The sequence below is a fragment of the Edwardsiella piscicida genome, from assembly GCF_001896205.1.
Taxonomy (GTDB): domain Bacteria; phylum Pseudomonadota; class Gammaproteobacteria; order Enterobacterales; family Enterobacteriaceae; genus Edwardsiella; species Edwardsiella piscicida.
Map to the genome: position 1 here is coordinate 1,413,875 of NZ_MPNU01000001.1, position 20,967 is coordinate 1,434,841.

The window sequence follows — 20,967 nt, forward strand, 5'->3', positions numbered from 1 at the left end:
GATTATGGCATGCGAAAATTGATAATTATAGGTGCCGGCGGGTTTTCTAAATCTATTATTAGTAGTATCGATGTTAATCAGCTTGAATTGATTGGGTTTATCGATACGTATAAGCAAGGCGTTCATCAAGGATATCCAATTCTGGCTAATGCAATCGAAAAAATAGATGATTTTAACGATTATGTTTATTTTATCGGTATCGGAGAGCCAAAGCATCGTTGGTGGTTTTACCAACGATTAATGTCCAAGGGATTATCGTTGGTCAATATAATTGACTCATCAGCATTGATTGATCCCAATGTTACATTAGGCAATGGAATATATATTGGTAAAATGTGTATAGTCAATAGTGACACGATAATACATGATGCCGTTGTGATCAATACTAGAGCTTTAGTTGAGCATGGAAACACTCTTGGGTGTTGCTCTAATATATCAACCAATGCTGTTCTTAATGGTGACGTTCAGGTTGGCCAGAGAACATTTGTCGGGAGTTGTAGCGTGATTAATGGACAGCTAACTATTGGCAATGGCTCAATCATTGGTTCAGGCTCTGTAGTGATTAGAAATATTCCAGATAATGTTGTAGTTGCGGGCTCCCCGACACGTTTAATCAGAGAGAATTATGATGAATAAAGTGTATATCGTTGCTGAAATTGGCTGTAACCATAATGGCGATCCTCTACTAGCTAAAAAAATGGTTGAGCAGGCAAAAGCCGCTGGGGTGGATGCAGTTAAGTTTCAAACGTTTAAAGCGGATTTGCTGATTTCAAAGTATGCACCAAAGGCGGAGTATCAGATAAAGCAAACTGGCTGCGAAGAGTCTCAGCTTGAGATGACGCGTAAATTGGAGCTTGCCTATGATGATTTTATTGAACTGTCACAATATGCAAAAAATCTTGGTCTGGATGTTTTCTCTACGCCGTTTGATTTTGATTCAATCGATTTTCTTGCTTCATTAAAACAACGCGTATGGAAAATCCCATCTGGAGAGTTATTAAATCTTCCTTATCTTGAAAAAATAGCAAGACTAGATATTTCTGATAAGAAAATTATCATATCGACTGGAATGGCAACGCTAGATGAAATTAACATGGCACTGCATGTATTGCATAATAATGGTATTAAAGCAAGTGATATTACCATTCTACACTGTAATACAGAATATCCGACACCCTATTCTGATGTGAACCTTAATACATTATCTAGTTTTAAGAGTATTTTCAAAGAATATCAGATTGGATTCTCTGATCACTCTCCTGGATATTTTTCAGGGATTGCGGCTGTGCCTTATGGCATTTGTTTCATAGAGAAGCATTTTACTTTAAATAAAGACTTTCCCGGCCCAGATCATAAAGCATCGGTGACGCCAGATGAATTGCGACTCTTATGTCAGGGGATTCGGGCTATTGAATTAGCATTAGGCAGCTATGATAAAATTGTGACTAATTCTGAACGCAAGAATAAAATAGTTGCTCGAAAATCGATCGTTGCCAAACGGAATATAAAGCAAGGTGAGATTTTTACTTTAGAGAATATTACAACTAAGCGTCCAGGTAATGGAATTAGTCCTATGCATTGGTATCAGGTTTTAGGCAGCATTGCAGAGCGAGATTTTTGTGAAGATGAACTGATCTGTTGTTCTAACTTGAGCATGCAGGAGCTATAATATATATGAAAGTCGCCATTATTCCAGCTCGCTCAGGCTCAAAGGGATTGCACAATAAAAATATTCTAATGTTAATGGATAAGCCATTAATTGCGTATACTATTGAGGCTGCTATAAACTCTGGTGTGTTTGATAGAGTTATTGTTTCTACTGACTCAGATGAGTATAAAAGCATTGCAGAGTCATTTGGCGCAGAGGTTTTTATTAGAGATGCGGCGCTAGCCTCTGACTCAGCAACATCCTATATGGTGGTTGAGGATGTTTTGAGTAAAGTTAGTGATATACAGTATTTTGCGTTGCTGCAGCCAACATCTCCTTTTCGTACTGCGGAGCATATTAAGTCTGCTGCTGCTTTATTTTATTCATCGGAATATAGTTTTTTAGTCTCAATGGTACAAAGTGATAAACCATCTTCTCTTATTAAACCATTGGCGGAAGATCTGACTTTAAAACATTTTGATATTGATTTTAGCTTATATCGTCGGCAGGATAATAAAGAATACTTTCCAAATGGTGCTATATTTATGGCTAAGCCGGATGCTTATCTGAAGAGGCGGCATTTTTTTGGTAGTGATAGTATCGCTTTTATAATGAATAAAGAAGACTCTCTTGATATTGATGACCGATATGACTTTGAAGTCGCTATAAATATACAGATGCGGCGGCGTAAAAAAGAAATTTTGCGAGAGAGTATCATAAATAGAATCGCAGAAAAGAAAGATCTAATGTGTTTAAAGAATTCGATAACATTGCTTGGACATTCCATTTTTGATTATTGGCTGGTTGATCATATTAATGGTGAGAAAGTAAATAACTTGGGTATTGCTGGAATTAATACTCGGGAGTATATTGATCTTATTTTAGATAGGTCTTTAATAAAAAACATTGGTGATATTGCTATTATCATGCTGGGTACGAATGATATGGTGCTCAATGACTGGAATGTTACATTTTCTGCTGAATGGGTCAGGGAGTTTATTGATAAAATTAGAATAATAAAAAGTGATGTGGCTATTTATTTTATTGCAGTACCACCAGTGAGGGGGCGAGTTGATCGAAATAATGACATTATAACTCAATTGAATATGGTCTTAAGGAGGGTTTGCGTGGATAAATCTATTCATTGGATCGACCTTTCACGCGAGTTTTATGATGAATATGGGAATTTACCTGCATCATATACCCATGATGGATTACATTTTTCACCATTGGCCTATTCTAAACTGAAAGAAAACATTGAGGCTGTATTGTCATGAAGCATTTACTATGTGTTACCGGTTCACGCGCTGAATATGGAATTTTACGCCGATTATTAATATTGCTATCTCGTACGGAGGGGGTCAAGTTAAGCATCATCGCGACAGGCATGCATTGTGACCCTAAATATGGGAGCACATATCAAAATATCGCGAGTGATGGACTTGATTTAAGTAAAGTTATAGATATTAATTTAGACTCATCAAGCAATGAAAAAATAATAAATTCAATGTCGCTTTGTCAAAATGCGTTTGCCTCAATTTTCGCTAATCAAGATTATGATGCAGTCATGATCTTAGGTGATCGTTATGAGATTTTTTCTGTTGCCACTGCGGCAGCTATGAATAATATTCCCCTGATTCATCTTCACGGTGGCGAGAAAACGTTAGGGAATTATGATGAATTTATTCGACATGCAATCACTAAAATGAGTAGTCTTCATCTTGTTTCGACAGAAGAATACCGCAAGCGAGTGATTCAATTAGGAGAGCATCCTAGCTCAGTTATTAATATCGGTGCATTAGGGGCTGAAAATTGTCTTAGCCTCACATTGCCTGATAAACAGGAATTGGAGTCTCGTTTCGGTTCTTTGGTTAAGCCGTATTTTGTGGTGGTGTTCCACCCGGAAACGCTGACTAAAGTCTCATTGACGGAGCAAACATTAGCCTTGATTGCGGCGTTAACAGTATTTTCTGAAGAGTATGATTTTATATTTATTGGCTCTAATGCCGATACCGGATCGGAAAAGATTATTGATATTATTAAGTCATTCTGTTTACGTAGTGCATCTCGCTATATGATCTCAGTGAGTTCTGAAGAGTATTTGGCCTTATTGAAATATTCTTGTGGCTTGATAGGAAATTCCTCTTCAGGAATTATTGAGGCACCTTCGTTAAATATTTCAACAATTAATATTGGGGATCGGCAAAAGGGGCGGGTTCATGGTGAGAGCGTGATTGATGCTGCCTGTACAAAAGCTGCAATCATCGCGGCGATTGAGCTAAGTCAATCGGTTAGTTTTCATCAAAAAATAACCGGAATCAATAATCCTTATTATAAAAAAGATTCGTTAAAAAATGCAAGAGATGCTATTGTCCGTTTTTTATACTCAGAAAAAGATGCGGATTATAAGGATTTTTATGATGTCGATTTTAATATATAATTATTTGTTTTTCTCTTTTCTTAGGAGGGGGTGTGAATTTACTTAAAGGAATTGGTGTGTATCTTACATCGAATATATTAAATGCACTGATCCCGTTTTTACTCTTGCCAATATTAACCCGCAATCTATCGGTTGCAGACTATGGGCAGGTTGTGATGTTTCAGACATTTCTATCAGCAATTTCAGCAATCGTTGGATTAAATACAATAGGTGCAGCAAATCGTAAGTACTATGATGGGAATGTCGATCAGTTAGTCCTGATGAGGTTTAATGGAAGCTGCTTTCAGATCCTGTTGGTTAGCTTTTTGCTTCTTTCTCTTGTTGGAATATTGTTTAAAGCACAGTTGGCGAAATTATTATCAATACCCGATGGGTGGGTATTGTATGCGGTACTGGGCGCTTCATTTTTATTTATAACAAATATGAGGTTAGGCCAGTGGCAGATTAGAAATAAAGCGAAGCTATTTGGTTTGTTACAAGTCGGTAGTGGCATTATAAATATGCTGCTGTCAGTTATTTTTGTGGTTTTTCTTCAGCAAAGCGGAGAAGGGCGCATAGATGCTATTGTAATCAGTTCGGCCTTAAGTGCTGTATTAAGCATGGCTCTTCTCTATCGTGATAAATTAATTGATGCCTTCTCCTTTCGATTGAAGTATCTAAAGGAAGCATTGCTTTTTGGGGTGCCTCTCCTGCCTCATGCATTGGGCATGTTGCTGCTAACTATGAGTGATAGGTTTATTATTAATCATAAGCTTGGTGTTGCTGATGTCGGAATCTATATGGTTGCTCTTCAGCTAAGTTCCGCATTAGCCGTCATATTCGATGCAATCAACAAAGCGTTTGTTCCATGGTTATTTGATAGATTGAAAAATGAGTGTTTTTTCGAAAAACTAAAGATCGTGAAAGTTACATATTGTTATATGCTGTCTTTGCTTTTCATTGCGTTATTGGCGTTCTTTATTGCTCCATATATTGTTGTAATGATTGCTGGTGATAAGTATACTGAGGCAGGTAGGATTATTGGATGGGTCTGCCTTGGACAGATTTTTTCTGGTATGTATCTTATGGTTACTAACTATATTTTTTATGCCAAAAAAACGCAGTATCTGTCACTGACGACAATTATCTCTGGCATGCTGGGCGTGGCTCTATTATTTATCGGTGTGACATATTTCTCTTTGCTTGGGGCTGCGGTGGCTTTTGCACTCGCGAAATGTATCCATTTCGTATTTACATTCTATATCTCTAATAAGGTCTATCCTATGCCTTGGGGGTTAAGAAATGATTCTGAAAGTTGAGCAACCAGTTGTTGATTTCTCTTTGATGGATGGTAATCAGCGGGAGAAAGGGTTAAGTGGATTTATTCGGGCTAGGAATGAGGGAGAGTATATTTATGCTGTTATTGAGTCATGGTTAGATTTGGTTGATGAAATAGTTATTGTTTTTAATGACTGTACTGATAATACTGAGTCTGAAATATCCCGAGCAATTTTAGCCTTTGGCGATAGAGTTCGCGCTTATCATTATATTCCGAAAGTATACCCCCAAGGCTCTAAAGAGCATATATCCTTACCGCCGGACAGTGTTAATAGCTTAGTCAATTATTATAATTATGCATTATCAATGACGACGAGAAAATATGCTGTAAAGATTGATGGTGATATTATATTTGATCCATCGGCTAATTTCTTAATAAAAAAATATCTAGATGATGAATGTGATGATAAGTATTTTAGTTTGCATGGTGTTAATTTAATTGATAATAAAGGCGAGTTGTTCTTACCATCTACTAGTACTTTTTGCAATATGTGTGATGATTTGTGGGTTTTCCCTGTATCGCCAAAAAATATATTTTTGCATAGTCCTGCCTTTGAAGTTATGGATTTAAGTAATATGACAAAGTATGGTGGATGTTTTGCTTTTTACCATATGAAGTTTATGAAGCAGGATATGGGGATAGGCAATTATTTGCTAATAGATAATCCTAATAGTCGATATGTTAAAATAAGCAAGGATTTTATTATTGGCTTAAAATTTCTAAAATTGCGGGATGTGTTCTCTCGATATAATATCAAACTTAGAGAACCTGCTGAGTTAAGTATTGTGGTTATGAACTGTCGAGATTATAAAGTAGAATATATCAACAAATTAAGTGAGTTAGGCATAACTATATCATTATATGATTTGATATCATGCCGTTTTACTCGGATTAAGATGAAAATACTCCAACCAATAAGGTTTTTATTGAAACCTATTGTTAGGTTTATTAAAAAATAAAAGGCTACACAATCCGTGCCATTCATCGGCCGATGGCAGCAATCGATACCCCTGACGTGCAAAGATGAGTTAACATATTACCTACAATTATGCTGCGCAGGTGGCGCAGCCGGTATGTGTTACACAGGAGTTTGTCATGTCCAAACAACAGATCGGTGTAGTGGGAATGGCGGTGATGGGGCGTAACCTGGCGCTGAACATCGAAAGCCGCGGTTATACGGTGTCGATTTTTAACCGTTCGCCCGAGAAAACCGATGAGGTGATGGCACTGAATCCGGGGCGGAAGCTGGTGCCATACCATTCCGTGCAGGCGTTTGTGGCCTCGCTGGAGACGCCGCGCCGTATTCTGCTGATGGTGAAGGCGGGTGAGGGGACAGACAAGACCATCGCCTCTTTGACGCCCTATCTGGAGCCGGGGGATATTCTGATCGACGGTGGGAATACCTTCTTCCAGGATACCATTCGCCGCAACCGTGAGCTATCGGCGCAGGGCTTTAACTTTATCGGTACCGGAGTCTCCGGCGGTGAAGAGGGGGCGCTGAAGGGGCCCTCTATTATGCCCGGCGGACAGAAGGCGGCCTATGAGCTGGTCGCGCCGATCCTGACGAAGATCGCTGCCGTTGCCGAAGACGGTGAGGCCTGCGTGACCTATATCGGGCCGGACGGTGCCGGGCACTATGTGAAGATGGTGCACAACGGCATTGAATACGGCGACATGCAGCTGATCGCTGAGGCCTACTCCCTGCTGAAGCACGCCGTCGGGATGCGCAACGACGAGCTGGCCGCTACCTTTGCCGAATGGAATCAGGGTGAGCTGAGCAGCTACCTGATCGAGATCACCGCCGATATCTTCGCCAAGAAAGATGACGAAGGGAATGACCTGGTCGACGTGATCCTGGACGAGGCGGCGAATAAAGGCACCGGCAAGTGGACCAGCCAGAGCGCGCTGGATCTGGGGATCCCGCTGACGCTGATCACCGAATCCGTCTTTGCCCGCTACCTCTCCTCGCTAAAGGCGCAGCGCGTGGCGGCCTCTCGCGTGCTGAGTGGCCCGCAGGCGCAGGCGCTGCCGGCGGCTGAGCGTGCGGCCTTTGCCGAGAAGGTGCGTCGCGCCCTCTATCTGGGCAAGATTGTCTCCTATGCCCAGGGCTTCCAGCAGCTGAAGGCCGCCTCTGACGAATATGACTGGGCGCTGAACTTTGGCGAGATCGCGCGTATCTTCCGCGCCGGGTGCATTATCCGCGCCCAGTTCCTGCAGAAAATCACCGATGCCTATGCCGAAAATCCGGCGCTGGCCAACCTGTTGCTGGCACCGTACTTCAAGGCGATTGCGGATGAGTACCAACAGGCGCTGCGCGACGTCGTCTCCTACGCCGTACAGCAGGGGATCCCGGTACCGACCCTCTCCGCGGCGATCACCTATTACGATAGCTACCGCGCCGCGGTGCTGCCGGCCAACCTGATTCAGGCCCAGCGCGACTACTTTGGCGCCCACACCTACCAGCGCACCGATCGGGACGGGGTGTTCCATACCGAATGGCTGGCGGAGTAAGTCAGCGGTCATTCGTGACGCAATGATGCCAATCCGGGCCTGTGCCCGGATTTTTTTATTTTGTGGAGAGATTGCGAAGTAACGCCGCATCTTGTTGCATAAAAACTCGGCAGTCATTCCATTTTCTTGTGATAATGGGCTGTTTTTGTGCGCCCGTCGATGGTACAAACAGCAGTAGAGCGATTAACGCCAGTCCATGGGCTGCCGGGTTTGGTTTTTTAACTTAAGCAAAGGTGTTGATATGGAAAATGCAAACAAGCCGACGTTCCAGAACGTACTGGAATTCGTGCGTACCTTCCGCCGCAAGAACAAGCTGCAGCGCGAAATCGCGGATGTTGAGAAGAAAATCCGCGATAACCAGAAGCGCGTTCTGCTGCTGGACAACCTGAGCGACTACATCAAGCCGGGCATGAGCGTTGAAGCGATTCAGGCAATCATTGCCGATATGCGCGGTAACTACGAGGATCGCGTGGATGAGTACATCATCAAGAACGCCGATCTGTCCAAAGAGCGCCGCGAGCTCTCCAAGCGGCTGAAGGCGCTGGGCGAAGGCGAGCATAAAGAAGAGAAGTAATCTGCCGTACGTAAGACAACGGCAACGGGCGGGATCCTGGGATCCCGCTTTTTTATGCCTTGCGGCTGGAGAATCCTACGGTAGCAAAAAGCCCGCGTAAGTTTCCTTACGCGGGCTTTTCTGAATTTGGCTCCTCTGACTGGACTCGAACCAGTGACATACGGATTAACAGTCCGCCGTTCTACCGACTGAACTACAGAGGAATTGTGACAACGGGGCGCATCATAGCGAAGGGGGCCGCCGCTGTAAAGGGGGAAACCGCCTTATCGATCTGTTCGGATGGAATTAAGGCAATATGTTGATTTTTTTGTCAATTTGTCGTGACAGGACGACTGCGGGAGGCTACACGACAAAAAGCCCGCGTAAGTTTCCTTACGCGGGCTTTTCTAAATTTGGCTCCTCTGACTGGACTCGAACCAGTGACATACGGATTAACAGTCCGCCGTTCTACCGACTGAACTACAGAGGAATTGTGACAACGAGGCGCATCATAGCGAAGGGGGCCTCCGCTGTAAAGGGGGGATATTGCTACCCGCGTGCGTTTGACTACAATAAGAGCAATGCGCTGATTTATTTAGCGATTTATAGCAAAACTGCGTTAGAGGACGGTAGATGACGAAAAGCCCGCGTAAGTTTCCTTAAGCGGGCTTTTCTGAATTTGGCTCCTCTGACTGGACTCGAACCAGTGACATACGGATTAACAGTCCGCCGTTCTACCGACTGAACTACAGAGGAATCGTGACAACGAGACGCATCATAGCGAAGGGGGCGATGCCTGTAAAGTGGCAAATGCGGTTTAGCGATCGTTCGGATGGATTGACAGCAATATGCTGATTTTTTTGGCGAACTGTAGAGCGTGTGCGTTTAAAAAGGGCTAAATAGCAAAAGTCCTGCTTAAGTTTCCTTAAGCAGGATTTTCTGAATTTGGCTCCTCTGACTGGACTCGAACCAGTGACATACGGATTAACAGTCCGCCGTTCTACCGACTGAACTACAGAGGAATTGCGACAACGGGGCGCATCATAGCGAAGGGATGCGCGGCTGTAAAGGCTGAAGATGTCGTCTACGGCTCGTTTGCCGATAATCACAGCAGTGCGTCGGCGTTGGAACAGCAGGCACGCTTGTCTGCCCGGGGCTACGCGGCCGTTAATGCAAAAGGTCAGTTACCTTGACGTTGCTGAGTTTAACGTCTCTCTCCTCGCGTATATGGTAAAGCAACTTATTGATTAAAAATCGTAAATTACACTTCAGTCTATCAATATCTCTAGCGTGAGAATTAACCTCTCCAGTTTTTCCCACCAGAAGACAACGCTAGGGGCCGTGGTTGGTATATCAACACGGCTTCCTTTCCCTATATTGATTTGGCCGTACTTTCTTTCGAATCAGGTCGTGTACAGCGATGGCTGCGAAGTTATTGCGTTAGGGATGCTGCATGGCATCAGAGAGGTGGTTATCGATGGAGAGTAAGCGGTTTTTTGTTCAGATTCGATACTACGTCTTTCCATTGATTATCAGGAAACGATAGCGCTACGATGACTATCATTTTAGAAAGCTATTTTAGATAACGATTCTGCTTGCTTCTGAGATGGTTTCGTTATCCGGTGATACCTAAATAAGGTGATTCGCTGATGAATAACTTTACCATTGAACCCCATCCGCTGTGAGCTCGGACAGATAAATAACTATAGGCATAACTAGTTATCGTTAATTAAGTATATTTTGATTTGATTATAAATTCATTAAGCAATGTTGTTGGGGTATTTTAAGTGAAATTAAACGTGTTTTGATTTTATTGAGTTGGTTTTACACAAAAGCACTAATAACAATCTTGAGCTAAACTCTTTACGTGGCGTAATGTACTCATCTGCATTCTATGCTATTTTTGTAAATCACGTTACGGGAGATAAGCATGGATAAGCGTATTGTTATTTGCTGCGATGGGACCGGTAATGAGCTAAACCGGACAATGTCAAACGTACTTAAATTTTATCGAATTCTAGAAAAAAACACGCAGCAACAGGTTTTCTATACGCCGGGAGTCGGTACGCTGGGGCTGGATAATCCTTGGCAACGGTTTAAACAGCAGTGTCGTCTATTATTAGGACTGGGGACAGGGTATGGCCTGGATAACGATGTACTCAAGGCATATGATTTTTTGTGCCAGAACTGGCATGAGGGCGACAAAATATATCTGCTTGGGTTCAGCCGAGGTGCTTATACGGTACGTGTTCTGGCCGCGTTGATTGAAACTATTGGCATCATCGCGCCGGAGCAGAGTAATCTGGCTGAATACGGCCTGACGGCGTACAAAAAGGCCAGTGGCGACGGGGTTGCCACCGCTCCAGATGATGGGCTGGAGGATGCGTGGCTCTTTGGCCGTATTGCGGGCGGGCGGCCGGCGAGAATCGAATTTATCGGCGTGTGGGATACCGTATCTTCAGTGATAGTGCCTCACCGTGATTGTCTGCTACCGAAGATACAAACGCTTCGCTTCACTCGAACAAACAAGGCGGTGAAGTGTTTTCGGCAGGCTATTTCTATTGATGAGCGACGGCGTATGTTTCGTCTCAACCGATGGATAGACCCGCAACCCTACCGTCCTATTCCTTATCGGAAAGAGAGCGAAATAGCCCAGGATATTCAGCAGGTCTGGTTTGCAGGCGTTCACGCTGATGTTGGCGGAGGATATCCTGAAAGTGAAAGTGGACTCTCCAAATATCCTCTCATCTGGATGTTGGAAGAGGCGCAAAAGGCTGGCCTAACCTACGATGAAGAGACGCGTCGCACGATCAGCATGGGAGGAAAAATGCGTCTCGGCGGTGAAATATTTGTCCCCCCGGATGCGACCGGAATACTTCACCGTTCCTTGACGGGGCTGTGGTGGATCCTTGAGTTCATCCCCAAAAATAAACGCTGGCGCGAGTGGCGTACTTCACGGCCCGCGTTTCTGGGGCGTTATTTGCCGCTGGGCGAACCACGTGCTATTCCCGCGGGTTCGTTGATACACGCTTCGGTGCGGGAGCGCATGGCGAAGGATCCGCTCTACCGCCCGATAAACCTTCACGACGCTTACCCGTTTACCGATGACATTGGCTCAGAACCGTAATGTGAGGAGAATACCTACGCGGTGAATTGACGGACGACATGCTCCGTCTTTTAAGCAAGCTGGGGAAGGTGGGGGTGGCCCTGATGGTAAGAGATGCCCAGGGGAAACGGCCCGCGAATCGCCCTGACTCAAAATTCTTCTCCATGTAGAAACAGGCTTACAGCATGATAAACGACTCTCTGAGCGGCAGCCGTATCGATGAAAGCGTCACGCTTCTGCACCGAGATAGGTTGTCTTTACTCTGTCGTCACCGCGTGGAGGACTGCTGTGCTGAAAGTCTATCGTAAGCGGGGAGACCCCCTTGTATCGCTTTCTATGCGTGGCGCTAGAGATAGGGCGGAATTTTCTCCTTAGCGCTGAAACAGTTGTATCAGCGAGAAAAGAAGGCGTTTCACCCTGACGAGCCGGGCAGCCGATCTTGGCCTTAACGAGCATTTCTTCAAATAAGCGCGCTCTGTACCAAGAGTCCTACGTAGCTTTACTTTCGGTACCACTATCTCGCCAAAATGCTTATTTCCCTCTGCGGAAAGCTGCGTTGGAAATAGCAGGTGCATTTGCTGCCAGAGTCGCGTGCGAGCGGAGGCGAGAGTGGCTTGAAACAATCGAGTCATTGATATGCAAAAAGCCCGCATAAGTTTCCTTACGCGGGCTTTTCTAAATTTGGCTCCTCTGACTGGACTCGAACCAGTGACATACGGATTAACAGTCCGCCGTTCTACCGACTGAACTACAGAGGAATTGTGACAACGGGGCGCATCATAGCGAAGGGGGCCGCCGCTGTAAAGGGAATATCCCGGGGTGAGCGATCGTTTGGCGAATATAGCAGCGCCGCGCGGCGTAAGGGGCGCTTTTGACGGGAAGCGCAAAAACGAAAAGCCCGCGCAAGGCGGGCTTTTCAGGAATCTGGCTCCTCTGACTGGACTCGAACCAGTGACATACGGATTAACAGTCCGCCGTTCTACCGACTGAACTACAGAGGAATCGTGACAACGGGGCGCATCATAGCGATCCCGTCGGAGCCTGTCAACAGCTAACCTCGGGCACGTGTTTCAAGCGGCGATTTTATCGCCGAACGCGGGGGTCAGGGGAGCAGAAGGCCGCTTTGGCGCAGGCGCTGCAGCGGATCCTGGCGGTAAAAGCCGACAAAGTGGTGGTAGACCGCAGGGAAGCGTTCGGCCAGCAGCTCCGGCGCGCTGAAGAAGTATTCGGAGAGGACGGCAAAGCACTCCGCCGGCTCGCTGGCGGCGTAGGCGTCCAGGCTGGCCCCCGCCTCGCCGAGCAGGTCGGCCTCTTCCTGAATCGCCTCCATGGCGGCGTGCAGCGCCTGCTCCCAGGCGGCGATCTCGCGCAGCGGGATCGGGGGGATCCCGTTAGCGATCCCGGCGCTGCGCATATCCAGCTTGTGCGCGGTTTCATGGATCACCAGGTTATAGCCGGAGCGATCGAAGGAGTCGCGGACGTCCAGCCAGTTGAGCACGATCGGCCCTTGGGCGCTGCACTGACCGGCCTGTACCGAGGGACCGCAGTGCACCAGGCCGATATCGTCCTCCCACTCTTCGTGCAGAACGTAGGGTTCGGGATACAGCAGGATTTCATGGAAGCCATCGAGCCATTCAATGCCCAGTGCCAGCACCGGCAGGGCAAACAGCAGGGCGATGCGCGCCTCCATCAGCGGGGTGACTCGGAGCTCCTGCAGCGGGACCAGGCGCTTCTGGCGGATCACCTGTCGCGCCAGGGCGATGAGCCGCCGCTGCTCGTCGTCGCTCAGCGCCGCCAGCAGCGGGATCGCGCAGGCCTCCGACCAGGGATAACTGTCCTGCTGGGCAGGGAGCTGTGTGCGCCAAGGCCACTTAATCATGACGGGTTCCGATCCTCTCTTTACGGGCTGTAGGGGCCGTTCCAGTGTACCGGGATAGCCGCCGGTTGCCGGGGCGCGAATGGCCCGGTGCTCAGAGGCTGGCGGTGAGTGATACGCGTTGGGATATTATGCGTGACCTGTTGATATTAAAAAGGTTGTTCTGAGAGGATTGTGATATGTATCGCGCTGTTAAGCATAACGCCGCCCCGATGGACGGGGCGGCGTGGCGATCAGTTACGGCAGCGTTGCAGAATATCCAACTGTGGATTTGCCGCGCTGGTAGTGACATGCATCATAGAAAGCAGGGTAGGGAAGAGATTGTCATGGGAGAAGCTGCCGTCACGGGCGGCCTCCTGCAGACACTGCAGATTGATGCGATTGGCCTTGGCATAGCCGTCCGACAGCCACAGCGACATCGGGACATGGGTCTGCTCTGCCGGGGCGAACTGATAAGGGGTGCCGTGCAGATACAGCCCTTTCTCGCCCAGTGACTCACCGTGGTCGGAGACATAGTACAGCGCCACGTTGTACTGCTTCTCGTAGGTTTTCAGCCGCGCAATAAACTGATTCACTACGTAGTCGGTATACACCAGGGTATTGTCATAGGTGTTGACCAGCTGCTGCTGGGTGCAGTTTTCAATATCGCTGCGCTCGCAGTCGGGCATAAAGACGCGGAAGCGCGCGGGATAGCGCAGATAGTAGGTCGGGCCGTGGCTGCCGATCAGATGGAACACCAGCAGCTTGCTTTTGCCGTCGTCCGGGATCTTTTGCTGCAGGTTATTCAACATGACCTCGTCATAGCAGGTCTTGCCGTTGCACAGCGGATTATCGGCCTTGGTCGACACCAGCTCGTTCGGCGTGCGATCGCATGCGCCTTTGCAGCCCTCGTCGTTATCACGCCAGAAGGTGGTGACGCCGGCCCGGTGCAGCACATCGATCACGCTGTCGCTGTTGCGCGCGATGTTGCCATCATAGTGCTCACGCGTCAGGTTGGAGAACATGCAGGGGACCGAAATCGCGGTCGCCGTGCCGCAAGAGGTGACATTGCGGAAGTAGATGAGCCCAGGCTGTTTGGCGCTGTAGGGGTTGGTTTCGCGCGCGTAGCCGCCCAGAGACTGGTTTTGGGCTCGGGCGGTTTCGCCCAGGATCACGAACACCAGCGTCGGCTTCTCGCCCGCCGGCTCAACCAGCTTCGCGTCTTCGCCCACCTTACGGAACGGCATTGGCGTCGTGAGGTAGCGGCGGTTGATATATTGTCCGGTGCTGTACAGGTAGCTGGCGGGCTGGATCTCCAGGTTCAGGCTGCGGTTGTTGCGCCCGACGGAGGCGTAATCCTGGTAGTACAGGCAGGCAACCAGCGCGATGACCAGCAGTGAGATCAGCATGGCCAACAGCCGGATCCCCAGTCGCAGCAGGACGTTATGGCCATAGATGATGCGAGTGCGCAGCAGCAGCAGGGCGGGCAGCACCCCGGCGAGCAGCACCCAGGCGATAACATAGATATTTAGGTAAGAGCCCGCCTCGGCGCTGTTGGTTTCAAAGATGTTTTCGATCATCGAGCGGTCGAAAATCACCTGATACTTGTACTGGGCGTAGCTGGCCAGCGCGGTGATCACCAGCAGCAGAATAAAAAAGGGCTTCAGGATCGGCCGGAAGCTGAACGGCATAAACACGCAGGTTAACGCCGCGAACAGCACCACCGGGATCGACAGGGCGAAGCCGAGGCGATACTCCCCCAGCGCGTGCAGGATGCGGTAAAAATGGAGCAGGATGGGAATATTGAGTATCAGCGTAAAATAACCGGCCAATAGCAGTATGACCGTCAGAAAGCTGGCGGAAAGACCTTTATGCGACAAAGAGGACTCCTGGCGTCTGGCAATGGCCCCGTGGGGCAAATTCAAAAATGGCCTAAGGCTAAGCAGAGAAACTTAAAATAGCCTTAAGCGTGGCGGCTTTTGCGCGGCCCGCCGCCTGGGGGCGCGGGCTGCCGGGGCGATCGGCCAATAAAACCCGCTTCACGGCGTCTATTCTCGCCATCGCTTCATTTTTACTCTGGCATGCTATGCACTGCGTAATTTTAGGTATTGCAGTCGGGGACGCCGTGTCAGAAGAGAGCGATCTGGAAAAAACCGAAGACCCCACACCCCACCGAATAGAAAAGGCCCGGGAGAAGGGGCAGATCCCGCGTTCGCGTGAGCTGACCTCGATACTGATGCTGGCGACGGGGCTGGCTATCCTGCTGCTGGGTGGCGAGTATCTGGCGCGGGCGCTGGCGGTGATGATAGCCCAGGGGCTGCACTTCGACCACCTGCTGTTGAGTAACGATCGTCAGATGCTGATCCAGCTGGGCATGCTGCTACAGCAGGCGGTAGCGGCGCTGATGCCGGTGCTGCTCGGTCTGATGCTGGTCGGTTGGTGCGCACCGATGCTGATCGGCGGATTTTTGTTCAGCCCCAGCTCCATCAAATGCGATTTGAATCGTTTAAACCCGCTGAGCGGGTTTAAACGCATGTTCTCCAGCCAGGTGTTGGCCGAGCTGTTGAAAGGGATCCTGAAGGCCACGCTGGTCGGCTGGGTGTGCGGATGGTTTCTGCTGCACTACTGGCCGCGGATGCTGCGCCTGATCACCGAGCCCACGCTGGATGCGATGGGCGATGCCCTGCATCTGGTGGGAATGTGCGGTCTGCTGGTGGTGCTGGGCCTGCTGCCGATGGTGGGGTTTGACGTGTTTTATCAGGTGTGGAGCAACCTGAGCAAGCTGCGTATGACTAAGCAGGAGATTAAGGATGAGTTCAAAGAACAAGAGGGGGACCCGCACGTTAAGGGGCGGATCCGCCAGCAGCAGCGCGCCGCGGCGCGCCGCCGCATGATGAGCGATGTCCCCAAGGCCGATGTGATCGTGACTAACCCGACCCACTACGCCGTGGCGCTGCAGTACCAGGAAAACAAGATGAGTGCGCCTAAGGTACTGGCCAAGGGCGCGGGGGAGATAGCCCAGCGTATTAAGGCGCTGGGGGCGGAGCATCGCATTCCCCAGCTAGAGGCGCCGCCGCTGGCGCGTGCGCTTTACCGTCACAGCGAAATTGGCCAGGCCATTCCCGCCACCCTGTACGCCGCCGTGGCCGAGGTGCTGGCCTGGGTATACCAACTCAAGCGCTGGCGGCTCGAAGGGGGGCAGGCCCCGAAAAAACCCGCAAACTTACCGGTGCCGCCCGCACTGGATTTTGGCGTTACTGACTCCGAAGAAGGAACACCGATAGATGGCTAATCTGGCCGCGCTACTGCGCCTACCCGGCAATATGAAAGACTCTCAATGGCAGGTTTTGGCCGGGCCTATCCTTATTTTGATGATCCTCTCCATGATGGTGCTGCCGCTGCCGCCCTTCGTGCTGGATTTACTGTTCACCTTTAACATCGCCCTGTCGATCATGGTGCTGTTGGTGGCCATGTTTACCCAGAAAACGCTGGAGTTTGCGGCTTTCCCGACCATCCTGCTGTTTTCGACGCTGCTGCGTCTGTCGCTCAACGTCGCTTCGACCCGCGTGATCCTGATGAACGGCTATACCGGCGGCGCGGCGGCGGGGCAGGTGATCGAAGCGTTCGGCCACTTTCTGGTGGGCGGCAACTTCGCCATCGGTATCGTCGTGTTTATTATCCTGGTGCTGATCAACTTTATGGTTATCACCAAGGGGGCCGGGCGTATCGCCGAGGTTGGCGCGCGCTTTGTGCTGGACGGGATGCCGGGTAAGCAGATGGCCATCGACGCCGATCTCAACGCCGGGCTTATCGGTGAAGAAGAAGCCAAGAAGCGCCGCTCTGAGGTCACCCAAGAGGCCGACTTCTATGGTTCGATGGACGGTGCCAGTAAGTTTGTGCGCGGCGATGCCATCGCCGGTCTGATGATCATGGCGCTGAACGTCATCGGCGGTCTGCTGATCGGCGTTATCCAGCACGGTATGCCGGTTAGCCAGGCGGCGGAAACCTATACCCTGCTGACCATCGGTGACGGTCTGGTCGCCCAGATCCCGGCGCTGGTGATCTCTACCGCGGCGGGCGTGATCGTGACCCGCGTCAGCACCGATCAGGACGTGGGCGAACAGATGGTGACCCAGCTGTTCAATAACCCGCGGGTGCTGATCTTAAGCGGCGCGGTGCTCGGACTGTTAGGGCTGGTGCCCGGCATGCCGAACCTGGTATTCCTGCTGTTTACCGCCGCGCTGCTGGGGACCGCCTGGTGGATGAGCAAGCGGGCGGCGAAGGCCGAGGTTCAGCAGGAGCAGATGCCGCTGCAGGAGAGCCAGCCGGTGATGGAGGCCAGTTGGGAGGACGTGCAGCTGGAGGACCCGCTCGGTCTGGAGGTGGGCTACCGCCTGATCCCGCTGGTGGATTTCCAGCAAAATGGCGAGCTGCTCGGACGTATCCGCAGTATTCGTAAGAAATTTGCCCAGACCATGGGCTTTCTGCCGCCGGTGGTTCATATCCGCGATAACCTGGAGCTGCAGCCCTCCGGCTACCGTATCCTGCTGAAGGGGATCGAGGCCGGGCGCGGTGAGGCGCACCCGGGGCGCTGGCTGGCGATCAACCCCGGCAGCGCCGCCGGAACCCTGGAAGGGCAGGTCACCACCGATCCGGCCTTCGGTCTGCCGGCGATCTGGATCGACAGCGCGCTGCGTGAGCAGGCACAGATCCAGGGCTACACCGTCGTCGAGGCCAGTACCGTGGTGGCGACCCACCTGAACCATATCATCAGCCAGCACGCCAGCGACCTGTTTGGTCGTCAGGAGGCGCAGCAGCTGATGGATCGGGTCTCTCAGGAGATGCCGAAGCTGACGGAAGACTTTATCCCCGGCGTCGTATCGCTGACGATCCTGCACAAGGTGCTGCAGAATCTGCTGGCCGAGAAGGTCTCGATCCGCGATATGCGTACCATTATTGAAACCCTGGCCGAACACGCGCCGATACAGAAAGATCCCTATGAGCTGACCGCGCTGGTGCGCGTGGCGCTGGGGCGCGCCATCAGCCAGCAGTGGTTCCCGGGCGAGGGTGAGATTCAGGTGATTGGGCTGGATACGCCGCTGGAGCGTCTGCTGCTGCAGGCTCTGCAGGGCGGCGGCGGACTGGAGCCGGGGCTGGCGGATCGCCTGCTGGATCAGGCCCGTCAGGCGCTGCAGCGCCAAGAGCTGCTCGGTGCACCGCCGGTGCTGCTGGTGAATCATGCCCTGCGGCCGCTGCTGGCGCGCTTCCTGCACCGCTCGCTGCCGCAGCTGGTGGTGTTGTCCAACCTGGAGATCAGCGACAACCGCCAGATCCGCATGACCTCGACGATCGGTGGCGTGGAGTAAGGAGCGTAATAAATGAAGCGACTACTCTGTCTGGCTATTTTGCTGGCGCCATGGGCGGTACAGGCCGGCGGCGGCAGTTGGTCTGCGGACGGTAATGGTCGGATCCTGAGTCAGAAGGGGATGGCCAGTAACCAGCCCCCGCTGGCGCCGCCGGCGGGGAGCGTACCGCCGGCGGCCGCGATTGATGACGTGGTGTGGCAGATAACCCTATTGAGCCCGGCGCCGAACGGGCTGACGCTACAGCTGTGCAGCGCGCGACGCTGCATGGCGCTGGATGGTCTGTCCGGTCGTTCTGCCGGATTAAACGGGGAAAGCGCCGCCGTGCCGCTGCGACTGGTGATGTGGGTGGCGGGAAAGGGGACGATTTACCCGCCGATCAACGTTGTCAGTCAGCAGGTTATCGTTAATTATCATTAATTTTATTATCGAACGAGCGCCGATAGGGGCGCCCGATACTCTGTCTGTGCCCTGTTCAGGGCACAGCCTGGCGTTGGCCAAAAGGGCCAGCGTTAAACACGCAGTTTACGGGCGTTGAACAGGCCGCTCTGGGTCTGTCCGTCGGGACCATACAGGGTTTGGCCGTGACGGCTTTTCAGCGTACCCAGCGCCTGTTGATTATGGGATAAATGGCGGTTAAGCAGGTCACCGTTGTGCTGATTCATGTCATGCAGTTGGCGGGTCAGCGTCAGGATCGTTTGCCATAGAGCGGCCTGCTGCGGCTCGGCGTAGGGCGGCTGGGCTGCATCGTCGCGGCGGCGTTGATCGAGGTGGCGCAGATCGGCCAGCAGATTCTCTTTTTCCAGCGTCACCGTCTGTAGGCGCACCGCGTCTACCTGTCCGGCACACAGCAGCTGCTGCTCCTGGGCCAGGGTGGCGTTGAGGGCCTGCAGGTTTTCAACCATCTGCTGCAGGTGAACGAGTGTGTCTGCCATGGAGATTACTTATCCTTTAAATAGGCGAACGTATCCTGCAGTAAGGCATCGGCGATTTTGCCGGTATCCATCTTCAGTTCACCGCTGCGGATAGCCTGTTTCAGCGCCTCAACACGGGTGGTGTTGATGTCGCGGCTGTTGGGCTGCATCAGGCGTGCCTGTGCGTCGCTCAGCTTGACCTGGGTACCGACAACGCTCTCTTGGCTGGTCGCTATCTTGCGGGTCTGCTGCGCCGCATCCTGCGGCTCCCGGGCCTGAAGGTGGCTGATGGCACTCAGTGCGGAGGTACGATCTATGCTCATCGTTATGGTCTCTCTGGTTGACCTGTCCACCTGGCGTTGCGGGTGGTTATACGGTCTTTCTCTTCTTTAGCTATACCATCGGCAAATTAATCAATAACTTTAGAAAAATGTACCGATAATTTCGCCAATCGCTGAATCTGGCCGGCTCCCGCGCGCGTGCGGCGGGCTAGAGAACCAGCGTCAGGGTGCCAGGGCCGCTGGCCTTGCCGCTGATCACCTGACCGGAGGCGGTACGCGCTCGTACCACATCGGCCAGCGCGGCGTTGTTCATCGCGCGTCCCTCGCTGCTGACATTGAAGCCATCGCCCTGGGCCAGGATCTGCACCTGCTGTCCGGCGCGGATCACCCAGGTGCGCCGCAGCATGGTGGCGGCGATCGGCTGCCCGGCGCCGATGCTGCGTAGCATGGTGGCGCCGGACAGCCGCGCAATATCCAGAATTGTACCGGGAGGTAGGCTGTCGAGTCGACCCCGGGTCAGACGCAGCTGCGCCGGCGTCAGGTTTTGCCCGCGCGACAGCGCGTGGATGGCGACGGGATAGCTGCCCGTTACCTGTACCTCGGTTTGCAGGTAGCGTTTCTCCTGCGGACACTGTACCAGCACGCTAAGGCGACCCCAGCGGCGGGGCGATGAAAGCTGACTGACCCGCGGCTGCAGGCAGTTGGGCCACTGATCGGGCGCCGATAGAATATTGACCTTCACCTGGTAGTCGCTGCCGGGAAACTGCTGCTGAAAATAGCCCTGCACCGCCTCTTGGAGCGGCGTCGCCGCCAGGCAGGCTGGCGGCGCCAGCCACAGCGCGGCGGTAAGGGGGGCCATCAGGCCAAACGTGGATCGCAGCATGGTGTTCTCCCGGTCAATAAACGGGCGTCGACAGGCGATGGCCTGCGTCCGCCGAATGCGGCTGTACTCTGGCACCGAGCAGCGCATCGGCGCCG

General features: G+C 51.2%; 17 protein-coding genes and 6 tRNA genes. 12 read left to right on the top strand and 11 right to left on the bottom strand.

The window, feature by feature from the left end; all coding sequences use genetic code 11:
* The first annotated feature begins 9 nt into the window (after positions 1–9).
* The 8 genes from BRD58_RS06400 (at position 10) to BRD58_RS06435 (ending at position 8,491) form a co-directional block, all read left to right on the top strand.
* Positions 10–636, top strand: a complete 627-nt coding sequence (locus BRD58_RS06400) for an acetyltransferase (protein WP_071890267.1) — start codon at positions 10–12, stop codon at positions 634–636.
* Positions 629–1,669, top strand: coding sequence for an N-acetylneuraminate synthase (neuB, locus tag BRD58_RS06405; protein ID WP_015461234.1), 1,041 nt, complete (start codon positions 629–631; stop codon positions 1,667–1,669). The genes BRD58_RS06400 and neuB overlap by 8 nt, the downstream gene beginning before the upstream one ends.
* 5 nt (positions 1,670–1,674) lie before the next feature.
* Positions 1,675–2,925, top strand: a complete 1,251-nt coding sequence (locus BRD58_RS06410; protein ID WP_015461235.1) for a cytidylyltransferase domain-containing protein — start codon at positions 1,675–1,677, stop codon at positions 2,923–2,925.
* Positions 2,922–4,088, top strand: coding sequence for a UDP-N-acetylglucosamine 2-epimerase (gene neuC / locus BRD58_RS06415; RefSeq protein ID WP_012848070.1), 1,167 nt, complete (start codon positions 2,922–2,924; stop codon positions 4,086–4,088). Before BRD58_RS06410 ends, neuC begins: the two co-directional genes overlap by 4 nt.
* A 32-nt stretch (positions 4,089–4,120) precedes the next feature.
* Positions 4,121–5,386 carry a lipopolysaccharide biosynthesis protein gene (locus BRD58_RS06420; protein ID WP_073381989.1) on the top strand — a complete coding sequence of 422 codons (1,266 nt, stop codon included), beginning with the start codon at positions 4,121–4,123 and terminating at the stop codon, positions 5,384–5,386.
* Complete coding sequence (locus BRD58_RS06425) at positions 5,370–6,365, top strand: hypothetical protein (protein WP_071890270.1); 996 nt, start codon at positions 5,370–5,372, stop codon at positions 6,363–6,365. The genes BRD58_RS06420 and BRD58_RS06425 overlap by 17 nt, the downstream gene beginning before the upstream one ends.
* Positions 6,366–6,501: 136 nt before the next feature.
* On the top strand, positions 6,502–7,917 hold the full coding sequence (gene gndA / locus BRD58_RS06430; RefSeq protein ID WP_073381993.1) for an NADP-dependent phosphogluconate dehydrogenase: 1,416 nt from the start codon (positions 6,502–6,504) through the stop codon (positions 7,915–7,917).
* A 241-nt stretch (positions 7,918–8,158) separates the two neighbouring features.
* Positions 8,159–8,491, top strand: coding sequence for a DUF496 family protein (locus BRD58_RS06435; protein WP_015461239.1), 333 nt, complete (start codon positions 8,159–8,161; stop codon positions 8,489–8,491).
* 127 nt (positions 8,492–8,618) lie between these two features.
* Here BRD58_RS06435 and BRD58_RS06440 read toward each other — a convergent pair.
* The 4 genes from BRD58_RS06440 to BRD58_RS06455 all read right to left on the bottom strand — a co-directional run bounded on the left by BRD58_RS06440 (position 8,619) and on the right by BRD58_RS06455 (position 9,492).
* Positions 8,619–8,694: transfer RNA gene (locus BRD58_RS06440), tRNA-Asn, on the bottom strand.
* 190 nt (positions 8,695–8,884) lie between these two features.
* A tRNA-Asn gene (locus BRD58_RS06445) sits at positions 8,885–8,960 on the bottom strand.
* Between the two features lie 190 nt (positions 8,961–9,150).
* Positions 9,151–9,226 (bottom strand) — tRNA-Asn (locus BRD58_RS06450).
* A 190-nt stretch (positions 9,227–9,416) separates the two neighbouring features.
* Positions 9,417–9,492: transfer RNA gene (locus BRD58_RS06455), tRNA-Asn, on the bottom strand.
* A gap of 908 nt (positions 9,493–10,400) precedes the next feature.
* On the opposite strand from BRD58_RS06455, the gene BRD58_RS06460 reads away from it, so the two are divergent.
* A complete protein-coding gene (locus BRD58_RS06460; RefSeq protein ID WP_073381996.1) occupies positions 10,401–11,597 on the top strand; it encodes a DUF2235 domain-containing protein in 1,197 nt (398 codons plus the stop codon).
* Positions 11,598–12,258: 661 nt separating this feature from the next.
* On the opposite strand, the gene BRD58_RS06465 is transcribed toward BRD58_RS06460, so the two are convergent.
* The 4 genes from BRD58_RS06465 to BRD58_RS06480 all read right to left on the bottom strand — a co-directional run bounded on the left by BRD58_RS06465 (position 12,259) and on the right by BRD58_RS06480 (position 15,311).
* Positions 12,259–12,334 (bottom strand) — tRNA-Asn (locus BRD58_RS06465).
* A gap of 167 nt (positions 12,335–12,501) precedes the next feature.
* Positions 12,502–12,577 (bottom strand) — tRNA-Asn (locus tag BRD58_RS06470).
* A gap of 101 nt (positions 12,578–12,678) precedes the next feature.
* Positions 12,679–13,455, bottom strand: a complete 777-nt coding sequence (mtfA, locus tag BRD58_RS06475; protein WP_073382000.1) for a DgsA anti-repressor MtfA — start codon at positions 13,453–13,455, stop codon at positions 12,679–12,681.
* Between the two features lie 230 nt (positions 13,456–13,685).
* Positions 13,686–15,311 (bottom strand): phosphoethanolamine transferase, encoded by a 1,626-nt coding sequence (locus tag BRD58_RS06480; protein ID WP_069578412.1) that lies wholly within the window; start codon positions 15,309–15,311, stop codon positions 13,686–13,688.
* A 245-nt stretch (positions 15,312–15,556) separates the two neighbouring features.
* Between BRD58_RS06480 and flhB the strand changes: the two genes are divergently transcribed.
* Genes flhB through BRD58_RS06495 form a run of 3 tightly spaced genes read left to right on the top strand, consistent with a single transcriptional unit; the run spans position 15,557 to position 19,214 of the window.
* Positions 15,557–16,723 (top strand): flagellar biosynthesis protein FlhB, encoded by a 1,167-nt coding sequence (gene flhB, locus BRD58_RS06485; RefSeq protein WP_015461243.1) that lies wholly within the window; start codon positions 15,557–15,559, stop codon positions 16,721–16,723.
* Positions 16,716–18,797, top strand: coding sequence for a flagellar biosynthesis protein FlhA (flhA, locus tag BRD58_RS06490; RefSeq protein WP_012848079.1), 2,082 nt, complete (start codon positions 16,716–16,718; stop codon positions 18,795–18,797). Before flhB ends, flhA begins: the two co-directional genes overlap by 8 nt.
* A 12-nt stretch (positions 18,798–18,809) precedes the next feature.
* Positions 18,810–19,214: a flagellar protein FlhE gene (locus BRD58_RS06495; RefSeq protein WP_012848080.1), complete on the top strand. Its 405-nt coding sequence runs from the start codon at positions 18,810–18,812 to the stop codon at positions 19,212–19,214.
* Positions 19,215–19,306: 92 nt separating this feature from the next.
* On the opposite strand, the gene BRD58_RS06500 is transcribed toward BRD58_RS06495, so the two are convergent.
* The 3 genes from BRD58_RS06500 to flgA form a co-directional block, all read right to left on the bottom strand.
* On the bottom strand, positions 19,307–19,729 hold the full coding sequence (locus BRD58_RS06500) for a flagella synthesis protein FlgN (RefSeq protein WP_012848081.1): 423 nt from the start codon (positions 19,727–19,729) through the stop codon (positions 19,307–19,309).
* 5 nt (positions 19,730–19,734) lie between these two features.
* Positions 19,735–20,031, bottom strand: a complete 297-nt coding sequence (gene flgM, locus BRD58_RS06505; RefSeq protein WP_012848082.1) for a flagellar biosynthesis anti-sigma factor FlgM — start codon at positions 20,029–20,031, stop codon at positions 19,735–19,737.
* A 166-nt stretch (positions 20,032–20,197) separates the two neighbouring features.
* Positions 20,198–20,872, bottom strand: a complete 675-nt coding sequence (gene flgA / locus BRD58_RS06510) for a flagellar basal body P-ring formation chaperone FlgA (protein ID WP_015683295.1) — start codon at positions 20,870–20,872, stop codon at positions 20,198–20,200.
* Positions 20,873–20,967 lie beyond the last annotated feature (95 nt).

Coding starts and splice junctions, on each gene's coding strand:
- BRD58_RS06500 (WP_012848081.1), bottom strand. CDS start 19,729: ATGGCAGACACACTCGTTCACCTGCAGCAGATGGTTGAAAACCTGCAG.
- BRD58_RS06495 (WP_012848080.1), top strand. CDS start 18,810: ATGAAGCGACTACTCTGTCTGGCTATTTTGCTGGCGCCATGGGCGGTA.
- mtfA (WP_073382000.1), bottom strand. CDS start 13,455: ATGATTAAGTGGCCTTGGCGCACACAGCTCCCTGCCCAGCAGGACAGT.
- neuC (WP_012848070.1), top strand. CDS start 2,922: ATGAAGCATTTACTATGTGTTACCGGTTCACGCGCTGAATATGGAATT.
- BRD58_RS06435 (WP_015461239.1), top strand. CDS start 8,159: ATGGAAAATGCAAACAAGCCGACGTTCCAGAACGTACTGGAATTCGTG.
- flgM (WP_012848082.1), bottom strand. CDS start 20,031: ATGAGCATAGATCGTACCTCCGCACTGAGTGCCATCAGCCACCTTCAG.
- BRD58_RS06410 (WP_015461235.1), top strand. CDS start 1,675: ATGAAAGTCGCCATTATTCCAGCTCGCTCAGGCTCAAAGGGATTGCAC.
- BRD58_RS06425 (WP_071890270.1), top strand. CDS start 5,370: ATGATTCTGAAAGTTGAGCAACCAGTTGTTGATTTCTCTTTGATGGAT.
- flgA (WP_015683295.1), bottom strand. CDS start 20,872: ATGCTGCGATCCACGTTTGGCCTGATGGCCCCCCTTACCGCCGCGCTG.
- flhA (WP_012848079.1), top strand. CDS start 16,716: ATGGCTAATCTGGCCGCGCTACTGCGCCTACCCGGCAATATGAAAGAC.
- gndA (WP_073381993.1), top strand. CDS start 6,502: ATGTCCAAACAACAGATCGGTGTAGTGGGAATGGCGGTGATGGGGCGT.
- BRD58_RS06460 (WP_073381996.1), top strand. CDS start 10,401: ATGGATAAGCGTATTGTTATTTGCTGCGATGGGACCGGTAATGAGCTA.
- neuB (WP_015461234.1), top strand. CDS start 629: ATGAATAAAGTGTATATCGTTGCTGAAATTGGCTGTAACCATAATGGC.
- BRD58_RS06400 (WP_071890267.1), top strand. CDS start 10: ATGCGAAAATTGATAATTATAGGTGCCGGCGGGTTTTCTAAATCTATT.